Below are 8825 nucleotides of genomic sequence, written 5' to 3' on the forward strand. Positions count from 1 at the left end.
CGACGTGGCCACGAAAGCCGCCAGCAAGAAGCCCGCGAGCAAGAAACCCGCGAAGCGCAGCGCGTCCGAGCCCGAGAGCGTCGAGGCCTTCCTCGCGTCGCTCGAGCACCCGTTCAAGCAGGAGATCGCCGCCCTCCGGCGGATCATCCTCGGTGCGGATCCGAAGATCGCCGAAGGCATCAAGTGGAACGCGCCGAGCTTCCGGACCTCGGAGTACTTCGCGACCTTCCAGCTCCGAGCGAAGGACGGCGTGCAGGTCATCCTGCACCTGGGTGCGAAGACGCGGGACACCGCGGTCACGGGCATCCAGGTGGCCGACCCCGAGTCCTTGCTCGAGTGGCTCGCCAGGGATCGGGCGTCGGTGAAATTCCGCGACGCGAAGGACATCCGCGCGAAGCAAGCCGCCTTCGCGAACATCCTCCGCGAGTGGATCCAGCACGTGTAACGCGGAGGCTTGACCCACCCGAAACGAAACCGCCGCCCGCGAGACCACGCGGACGGCGAAGGAGCACCAGCGGGGGCTGGTTCTACATCGGGCCCGCGCAGTTCGCCGTGTGCGCGCCGGCGGGGCACCAGTAGTTGCGGATGTTCAACCCATCCTTCGTGCCCGTGCGCGAGCTGCAGGTGTTACCCACCCAGTTGGCCTCCTTCAGGGTGATCCGGTTCGGGCTCGGCGCCGTGTCCACGTCCGCGACGTACGCGACGTGGCCGTACACACTCGACGTCGGGATCATCGCCACGCAACCCCTGTGGGCGTGGTTGCTGTTGATGATCGCCACCTTGTCGCTCCAGTAGGTCAGGCCGTACGGGAGGTTGGGCTGCAAGCACCGGGCGTGCAACACACAGTTGTCGCAGTAGCCACACACCGCCGACTCCGTGGTGCCGACGTCGTGCTCATCCGCGTGGTCGGCGTGGGCCTCGTGGTTCGCGCCGTAGGACGCCTGCTCCTCGGGAGACAGATCCTCCGCCTCGACACCACCACAGCCGGTCACTGCGAGAGAAAGGGAGAGAAGGGACAGCGCCACGATCTTCGTCTGGAGTCGAAACATGGGGAATTGCCTCCGTCGGTTGCGGTTGCGATGAACCAGCAATACTGGATTAGCCCTTCAGGTCCAATAGCCCCCCAAAACAGGCCACGCCATCTGGCGCGGCGCGAGCGCGGGAAAATCCCGCGGAAATTCGATTTCTGGGATGCGGGCGGGCCCGGGCCCTCTCTCGGGTATGGACGTGTGTCGCTCGCTGCCAGCCTGGAGCCCGCTGGGCTCATGCGCCCGGACGACACGGATCCAATTGGAGGCCGCGGCCCTTCCGCTCGAGCTTCCCGCTGGAGCGACCTTCCACACCGCCGGGGAATCCGTCGAGGGACTCACGCTCCTGTCACAGGGTGTGGTGCGGATCTTCCATGCCCTGTCGCCGGACTGTCAGTTCACCGTGAAGCTGCTCCGGGCGCCGCACATCCTCGGCGTGCTCGAGGTGATGCAGGCCAGCCGGTGGGTGGCCTCGGCGGAGGCGCTCACGCCGCTGGAGGGGTACGTCCTTCCAGCGCCCGTGTTCCGCGAGGCGCTCGCGAGGGACCATGGCTTCACCACGGCGGTGCTGACGGACCTGGCGGCCAGCTTCGAGGGCACCATCCGGATCAGCCGCGCCATGGGCTTCGACGGGTGCGAGCAGCGGCTCATCCGCGTGTTGCTGGAGTACGCGGAGCACTTCGGGCGCCCGGGGGAGGAAGGGCTCGTCATCCGCTACCCGCTCTCCCGGCAGCGGCTGGCCCTGGAGATCGGAGCGGCGAGGCGCAGCGTGGACCGGGCCCTGGCGGCACTGGCCTCCCGGAAGCTGCTCTCGCTCTCCCCCAAGGGCTGGCAGGTGCTCCACGCGCCCGACGCGCTCCGCGCCTTGTTGATCGCCCCGGGCTGAGCGTCGGGTAGAGTCCGGCCGGACCGAAGCCCCGGAAGGTGCCCATGCCCGCTGACTCCACTGCCCTGGCCCCGCTGCTCCACCAGAACGCGCTGCGCGTGCGCCAGAAGAAGGAGTGGGGGGAGATCCTCACCGGCTTCGAGGGGCGCAACACGTACGAGGTGGTGGGCGACGACGGGCAGACGCTCTTCTATGCGGGTGAGGTGGGCGGCGGGCTGGGCACCTGGCTGCTGCGCATCTTCCTCAAGGCGAAGCGGCCCTTCACGATGGAGCTGAGGACACGCTCGGGCGCCCCGGTGCTGCGGCTGCGGCGGCCGTGGCGGTTCTGGCTCTCCACCCTGGAGGTGGAGGATGGGGACGGCCGGCTCCTGGGCCACATCCAGCAGCGCTTCCGCTTCTTCACCCGCGCCTATGACGTGCTCGGCCCCAATGGCGAGGAGCTGGCCCACCTGAATGGGCCCTTCTTCCGCCCGTGGACCTTCGTCATCGAGGAGGGAGGCCGCGAGGTGGGCACCATCGCCAAGAAGTGGAGCGGCTTCGGCAAGGAGCTGTTCACGGACGCGGACAACTTCGGCGTCCAGTTCGAGGGCCTCCGTGACGCGCGCCTGCGCACCCTGGTGATGGCGGCCACGTTCCTCATCGACTTCGTCCACTTCGAGAACCGGCGCGAGAGCAGCAGCTGAGCGGCCGCCCCGTCCATTCACTTCCCCGAGAACGCCTGGACCATCTCCACCAGCCGATCCAGCTCCCCGGGCTGGTTGTAGAAGTGCGGCGAGATGCGGATGCGCCCGCGCCGCAGCGAGAAGCTCACCTGGCGCTCGGAGAGGTACGAGGCCAGCGCCTTCACATCCCCACGCGGCGGCAGGAAGGTGAGGATTCCCGCGCGGTGGGCGGGAACGGGCCCCGTCTCGCACCCGATGGCGCGCAACTCCCGGTCCAGGTGGGTGAGCAGCTCCCGGATGCGGGCCTCGACGTTCTCCAGGCCCACCTCCAACAACAGCCCCAGCGCGGCGCCCAGCGCATAGGTGCCGGCGTAGTTCTGGCTCCCCTCCTCGAACTTCAACGCATCCGGACGCAGCTCGAAGTGGGCACGGTTGAAGTTCCACGCGTCCGTGGTGGAGCGCCAGCCGACGAGCACCGGCCGCACGCGCGGCAGCACGTCCTTGTCCACGTAGAGGAAGCCGATGCCGGACACGCCGATCATCCACTTGTGGCTGTCCGCGCTGAGGAAGTGGATGCGGCTCTTCTTCACGTCCACCGGCAGGCAGCCCACGCTCTGGATGCCATCCACGCAGAAGAGCACGCCCGAGCGCTCGCAGAGCGCGCCAATCGCCTCCAGGTCCGTGCGGTAGCCCGAGGCGAACTGGACGGAGCTGACGGCCACCAGCCGCGTGCGCGGAGTGATCGCCGCGGCCACCGCCTCGGGAGTCACGCCCCCGTCGCGCATCTCGATCTCCCGGACGGAGACGCCCCGGTCGCGCAGATGCAGCCAGGGATAGACGTTGGACGGGTACTCGATGGACGAGGCCACGGCCACCTCGTCCCCGGGCCTCCAGTCGAGCCCCTCGGCGACCAGGCCCAGGCCATGGCCCGTGTTGCGCACGAAGGCGATCTCCTCCGGCGCCGCGCCCACCATCCTCGCCGCCAGCCGGCGCGTGTCCTCCGTCCGCGCCTCCCAGCCCCGCTCGTAGCGCACGCCGTGCTGGAGCACGTCCTCCACCCACTCGCGCATGGCCGTGGCCACCCGCTGGCTCGTGGGAGCGACTCCCGCGTGGTTGAAGTACAGCTGCTCCTTCACGACGGGGAACTCGGAGCGGTAGGCGTCGAAGTCGGGGGACGAGGTCATGGCGCGCGCATCATGCCAGGACGGCGCGCCCGTGCGGCCACGGACGCGCCCCCCTCGTCACCGGCTCAGCGGCCCGGGCAGGCCAGCGCGAGCCCCTGCTGCAGGGACATCTGGGGCGTCACCTGCCGCGCCAGCCCCGCCACGCCTTCCTGCTCGAAGGCCGCGTTGGCCTCGGCCACCGCCTCGCGCGAGTGCACCGTCACCGCCGCACCCGAGGCATCCAGCACCTCCACCCCTCCGTCCACGCGCTCGCGCGCATGCACCAGCAGCACGCCCGCCTCGTCCCGCACCGCCATGCCGTCCTCGAGCGGCTCGAAGTAGCGCACCACCGGCTTCTCCCCCGCGCGCTCCAGCTCCACCCGCATCACCCCGGCCTGCTCGTCACGCGACAGCTTCAGCGTGTCCGTGGGGCTCAGCTTCACCACCCGCGTCCCGTCCTCCTGCGTCCCCGCGCTCGCCAGCGGGTTGCTCCCCGTCCAGAACTCCAGCGTGTTGAACACGAGCGCGTCCACCAGCGTCCCCACCCCGTACACCGGGATGATCACGAACCCGAGGAACACCAGCCACCGGACGAACTTGTTGTCCGAGATGCGCTCATTGAGACCGTAGATGTTCCGCGTCAGGGCGAACGAGCCGAAGCACCCGGACACGTGCAGCGACAGAGCCGTGGCGAACAGCGCCGCCACCCGGCGAGACGAACGCGACTTCATGCATCCTCCTTGAGGCGGAGACCGGAGATTCCGGCCCGCGCTGGCCGGGGACGCTAGCCGCACTCGTCGTGCGTGTCCGCTGTCGTGTGCGGGGAAATGGGACGGGGCGGGGTCCCGGCGCTCCAGACCCTCACCCCGGCCCTCTCCCAGAGGGAGAGGGAGCGCTACGGCAGCGCTACGGCAGCGCCTTCACCGTGGGCGCCACCACCGGCTTCTTCGCCGCGCTCTTCGTCCACTGATCCAACCAGTCCAGCACCGTCTCGTGCCAGTGGATGCTGTTGGCCGGCTTCACCACCCAGTGGTTCTCGTCCGGGAAGTAGAGGAACTTGGACGGAATCCCCCGCCGCTGCAGCACCGTGAAGGTGGCCATGCCCTGCGTCTCCACCACCCGGAAGTCCTGCCCGCCGTGAATCACCAGCATCGGCGTCTTCCACTTCGCCACGTGGTCGATCGGGTTGTGCTTCGTGTACCCCTCCGGGTTCTCCCACGGCGTCCCCCCGTGCTCCCACTCGGGGAACCACAGCTCCTCCGTGTTGAAGTACGCCAGCTTCTCGTCCAGGTTGCCGTCGTGGTTCACCAGGCACCGGAAGCGCTCCGGCATCTGCCCGGCGATCCAGTTGATCATGTACCCGCCGTAGCTCGCCCCCAGCGCGCACACCTTGTCCCCATCCAGGAACGCGTAGCGCTTCACCGCCGCCTCCAGGCCCTTCTGCAGGTCCTCCAGCGGCTTGCCACCCCAGTCCCCCCGGATGGAGTCCGTGAAGCCCTGGCCGTAACCCGTCGAGCCGTGGAAGTCGACCATCACCGCCGCGTAGCCCCGGCCCGCGTACGTCTGCGGGTTCCACCGGTAGTGGAAGTGGTTGCCGAAGCTGCCCTGCGGCCCGCCGTGGATCAGGAACGCCACCGGGTACTTCTTCTTCGGGTCGAAATCGACCGGCTTCACCACGTACCCGCGCACCGTCTCGCCATTCCAACCCGGGAACTCGAACTGCTCGTAGTCCCCGAAGCGCAGGCGCGACATCGCCTCCTCGTTCACCCGCGTGAGCTGGCGCAGCTCGCTCCCGTCCGCGCGCACCGTGTACAGGTCCGCCGGGGACTTCAGGTCATCCCGCAGGAAGGCGATGCGCCCGTCCGGCAGCGGCTGCGGCTCGGCGGCGTAGCCCGGGCCACTGAAGGCCGTCACCTGGCCGCTCGCCACGTCGAGCGAGAAGGCGCGGTGGTGGCCCACGTCATCCGCGGTGACGAGCACGGACTTCCCATCCGGGCTCCACGTGAGCGAGCCGGCCGAACGGTCCCACTGCTCGGCGAGCACCCGCTCCTTGCCCTCCGGCCACGAGCGCAGCACCACGCGCAGCCGGTCCGACTCGAAGCCCGGACGCGACATGGCCAGGTACGCCAGCGTCTTGCCGTCCGGGCTGAACACGGGGTGCGTGTCCGTGGCGCGGTTCTTCTCGGTGAGCTTCTTCGGCGTGCCGGCCTTGTCCACCGGGGCCAGGAAGAGATCCAGGTCCGTGGACCAGGACTCGCTGTTGCCCACGTCGCGCGCGGCGAAGACGAGCCCCTTGCCGTCCGGCGTGAAGGTGAACTCCTCCGGGCCGCCGAAGGGCTTGCTGGGGCCATCCGCGTCCATGCCCGCCATCACGTCACGCGGGGCGGCGCTGCCATCCACCGGCAGCACGAAGAGGTGCGAGCGCTTGCCGTTGCCCCACGTGTCCCAGTGGCGGACGAAGAGCTTGTCGTACACCTGGCCCGTGCTCTTGGACTGCGCCTTCTCCTTCTGGCGCTGGGTGTTGCACTCCAGCGTGGGGCAGTCGGGGTAGACCTCCATGGCCACCGCGAGCGTCTTGCCGTCCCGCGACAGGGCGAAGGCGCCCACGTCCAGGGGCAGCTTCGTGACGGCCTGGGACTCGCCCCCGTCCAGCGGCAGGCGGAACACCTGACGGGAGCCACCGCGCGAGGAGAGGAAGTAGAGGCCCTGGCCCTCCGGGCTCCAGACGGGCTGCGCCTCGCTCTCGGGAGAGGAGGTGAGCTGGCGCGGACCGGTGCCGTCGGCGTTGACGATCCACAGGTCCGTGCGGCCCTTGTTGGCCTCCAGGTCGGTGGAGCGCAGCACGAAGGCGATGCGCTTGCCATCCGGAGACACGCTCGGATTGCTGATCCGGCGCATCGAGACCTGGTCCTGGACGGTGAAGGGCTGGGTTTTGGCGGGAGCGGCGGTGAGAGCAAGCGCCGCGAACAGGGAGAGGGTCAAAGGGGTCCTCCGTGCGAGTCGACCGCGCGGACGGTGCCCGTTTCGACCGCGGGTGTCCACCGTTCATCCCCACCGGCGGCACAGCGGCCGCTCCCCCGGTCCCCGACCCATACCCTGCGTCACCCTCCCCTCACCCTCGCCCATTTCCCCTCTCCCTTCGGGAGAGGGACGGGGTGAGGGTATCCGGGCCCGTCCTCCCACCCCGTGTGAACCTCCGGGCCCCTCAGCCGCGCGCCGAGCGGGTCCGGGCGCGGTTCTTCGTCCCGGACGCGGAGCGGCCGGTCTTCGCCGTGGACTTCTTCTTGCTGCCCGCCGGCGGCTTGCGCGCCGAGCCGGAGGACTTCTTCTTCGCCCCCTTCACCGCCTTCTTCCGAGGCGCCGCCTCCTCCTCCAGCGGGGCGAGGATGGTGCCGCGACAGGTGGGAGCGCCGCAGCGGCAGACGTAGAGCGCCTCCTCCTCCGGGCCCATGTCCTCGGTGCGGTCGTACGAGTAGTCGTAGCAGAGCTCCTCGCCCAGGGGGATGTCCCGCAGGGCGTAGATGAAGATGCGGTCCCCCTCGAGGAAGGCCTGGCAGTTGGGCGCGCACGAGTGGTTGATGAAGCGGGCGTCGTTGCCCTCGTGCGCCGCGTCGATGACCGTGTCCTCGTCCACGTTGAAGAGGAAGGTGTGGTGGCGCGACATGGCGGTGTCGTCGTAGCGCTCATCCGCCACGGCCTGGGAGATGCGCTCCCCCACGTACTCGATGATGCGGGCCCCCTTGCGGATGGGGCGGGTGGCGAAGGCGCCACGTCCCTGGATGGACGAGGGCCTCAGCTCGAAGGGCTGCGGCGTGAGGACGGGCATCTTGCGGGAGGAGGGCTTCTTGTGGGTGGGAGCGGGCATCGGAAGAGGAAGTAGAGACGCGCCAGGAAAGGCGCGGTAGGGTGCCTCAGTCTGACCTTTGAAGAAAGAAAGGCGCTCGACGATGCGGCAGTGGCTCATTCTCGGCGCGGCAAGCGCATTCCTGTCCGTGGCGGCGGGAGCGTTCGGCGCGCACGCGCTCCGGGCAAGGCTCACCCCGGACCTCCTGACCCTCTTCGAAACCGGCGCGCGCTACCACATGTACCACTCGCTGGGGCTGATCGCGATCGGCCTGCTGATGCAGGTGCGTCCCAGTCCCCTGTTGAACGGGGCCGGGTGGGCCATGACGGTGGGCATCCTCCTCTTCTCCGGCAGCCTGTACGCGCTGGCCCTCTCCGGCGTGCGGGCCCTGGGCGCCATCACCCCGCTCGGCGGCCTGGGCTTCCTCGCGGGCTGGCTGCTGCTGGCCCTCGCCGCCTGGCGCCAGACAGGCTGAGGGACACGTGAAACCCAAGGACGCGCTACAACCCCGGTTGGGAACGGAGCTGCGCATGGCCCGCATGCGCCTGGAGCTCACCCAGGAGCAGGTGGCCAGGGCCGTGGGCTTCGTCCCCACCGTCTACGGCCGCATCGAGCGCGGGGACATGATGCCCAGCACCCCCAAGCTCAAGGCCCTCTGCGTGCTGCTGGGCATCTCCGCCGATGTGCTCCTCGGGGTCAGCCCCCCGGAAGACATGCCCGCGCCACCGCCCCCCTCTCCCCCACCCGGAGATCCCCCCGAGCTGCGGCGCCTCGCCATGCTCGTGCGCGAGCTGCCACCCGACCGCTTCCGGTTGTTCCGCGTGGCCCTCCGCTCCATCGTCCATCCCGATACCGAGGAGGAGTGAGCGGGTGTTGGGCCGGGTGGTGACGGGCTTCAGGTGTAGATATCTACACCCGGAGCGGGCCAGCACCCGCCTGGCGCCCGCGCCGTGAAACACGCTGAGCAGCGAGCCCAGCCCATCGCGCGCAGCGGGCCCGCGTCCCCTCAGGAGGAGCGGGCAGGGAGAGCCATCGAGTCATGTTAGCCTCCGGACTTCGGAGGTAGCCCCAGTGAAGAGATCGTGGGTGTACAGACTGCCCGAGGCCGGAGAAAAGGTGGGCCAGTACCGGGTGGTGGGCCCGCTGGGCCAGGGCGGCCAGGGCCACGTGTTCCTGGCCGGGTGGGAGGGCCGCTCCTATGTCCTCAAGTTCTTCCGCTCCCTGCCGGTGAGCCACTCGGGG

The 8825-nt window shown here is 69.5% G+C and carries 10 protein-coding genes; 5 read left to right on the forward strand and 5 right to left on the reverse strand.

All coding sequences use genetic code 11. The features are described from left to right. The first annotated feature begins 4 nt into the window (after nt 1-4). Nucleotides 5-445 carry a DUF1801 domain-containing protein gene (locus AC16DP_RS11315; RefSeq protein ID WP_329730016.1) on the forward strand — a complete coding sequence of 147 codons (441 nt, stop codon included), beginning with the start codon at nt 5-7 and terminating at the stop codon, nt 443-445. A gap of 82 nt (nt 446-527) precedes the next feature. Here AC16DP_RS11315 and AC16DP_RS11320 read toward each other — a convergent pair whose 3' ends face one another. Then, nucleotides 528-1049: a hypothetical protein gene (locus tag AC16DP_RS11320; protein ID WP_329730017.1), complete on the reverse strand. Its 522-nt coding sequence runs from the start codon at nt 1047-1049 to the stop codon at nt 528-530. 172 nt (nt 1050-1221) lie between these two features. Here AC16DP_RS11320 and AC16DP_RS11325 point away from each other — a divergent pair, with 172 nt between their 5' ends. Together AC16DP_RS11325 and AC16DP_RS11330 are read left to right on the forward strand one after the other, a co-directional pair. Continuing rightward, the gene (locus AC16DP_RS11325) at nt 1222-1914 is read left to right on the forward strand and encodes a Crp/Fnr family transcriptional regulator (RefSeq protein WP_329730018.1); all 693 of its coding nucleotides are present in this window, start codon (nt 1222-1224) and stop codon (nt 1912-1914) included. 44 nt (nt 1915-1958) lie between these two features. Next, nucleotides 1959-2597, forward strand: a complete 639-nt coding sequence (locus tag AC16DP_RS11330) for an LURP-one-related family protein (protein WP_329730019.1) — start codon at nt 1959-1961, stop codon at nt 2595-2597. A gap of 17 nt (nt 2598-2614) precedes the next feature. Here the strand turns inward: AC16DP_RS11330 and AC16DP_RS11335 are convergent, their stop codons facing one another. The 4 genes from AC16DP_RS11335 to AC16DP_RS11350 all read right to left on the reverse strand — a co-directional run bounded on the left by AC16DP_RS11335 (nt 2615) and on the right by AC16DP_RS11350 (nt 7565). Then, nucleotides 2615-3760, reverse strand: coding sequence for an aminotransferase class V-fold PLP-dependent enzyme (locus tag AC16DP_RS11335; protein WP_329730020.1), 1146 nt, complete (start codon nt 3758-3760; stop codon nt 2615-2617). 65 nt (nt 3761-3825) lie between these two features. After that, the gene (locus AC16DP_RS11340) at nt 3826-4470 is read right to left on the reverse strand and encodes a DUF3332 domain-containing protein (protein WP_329730021.1); all 645 of its coding nucleotides are present in this window, start codon (nt 4468-4470) and stop codon (nt 3826-3828) included. A gap of 175 nt (nt 4471-4645) precedes the next feature. Then, nucleotides 4646-6721: a S9 family peptidase gene (locus AC16DP_RS11345; RefSeq protein WP_329730022.1), complete on the reverse strand. Its 2076-nt coding sequence runs from the start codon at nt 6719-6721 to the stop codon at nt 4646-4648. A 223-nt stretch (nt 6722-6944) separates the two neighbouring features. Further along, the gene (locus tag AC16DP_RS11350; protein WP_329730023.1) at nt 6945-7565 is read right to left on the reverse strand and encodes an SET domain-containing protein; all 621 of its coding nucleotides are present in this window, start codon (nt 7563-7565) and stop codon (nt 6945-6947) included. 121 nt (nt 7566-7686) lie between these two features. Here AC16DP_RS11350 and AC16DP_RS11355 point away from each other — a divergent pair, with 121 nt between their 5' ends. Then, a complete protein-coding gene (locus tag AC16DP_RS11355; protein WP_329730024.1) occupies nt 7687-8058 on the forward strand; it encodes a DUF423 domain-containing protein in 372 nt (123 codons plus the stop codon). Nucleotides 8059-8065: 7 nt separating this feature from the next. Then, nucleotides 8066-8449: a helix-turn-helix domain-containing protein gene (locus AC16DP_RS11360; RefSeq protein ID WP_329730025.1), complete on the forward strand. Its 384-nt coding sequence runs from the start codon at nt 8066-8068 to the stop codon at nt 8447-8449. Nucleotides 8450-8825: the final 376 nt, after the last annotated feature.

The organism is Archangium sp. (assembly GCF_057119385.1).

What these genes read in the sequence shown, in the direction of transcription:
- AC16DP_RS11355 (WP_329730024.1), top strand. Translation starts at nt 7,687, where the DNA reads ATGCGGCAGTGGCTCATTCTCGGCGCGGCAAGCGCATTCCTGTCCGTG.
- AC16DP_RS11330 (WP_329730019.1), top strand. Translation starts at nt 1,959, where the DNA reads ATGCCCGCTGACTCCACTGCCCTGGCCCCGCTGCTCCACCAGAACGCG.
- AC16DP_RS11340 (WP_329730021.1), bottom strand. Translation starts at nt 4,470, where the DNA reads ATGAAGTCGCGTTCGTCTCGCCGGGTGGCGGCGCTGTTCGCCACGGCT.
- AC16DP_RS11320 (WP_329730017.1), bottom strand. Translation starts at nt 1,049, where the DNA reads ATGTTTCGACTCCAGACGAAGATCGTGGCGCTGTCCCTTCTCTCCCTT.
- AC16DP_RS11335 (WP_329730020.1), bottom strand. Translation starts at nt 3,760, where the DNA reads ATGACCTCGTCCCCCGACTTCGACGCCTACCGCTCCGAGTTCCCCGTC.
- AC16DP_RS11350 (WP_329730023.1), bottom strand. Translation starts at nt 7,565, where the DNA reads ATGCCCGTCCTCACGCCGCAGCCCTTCGAGCTGAGGCCCTCGTCCATC.
- AC16DP_RS11325 (WP_329730018.1), top strand. Translation starts at nt 1,222, where the DNA reads ATGGACGTGTGTCGCTCGCTGCCAGCCTGGAGCCCGCTGGGCTCATGC.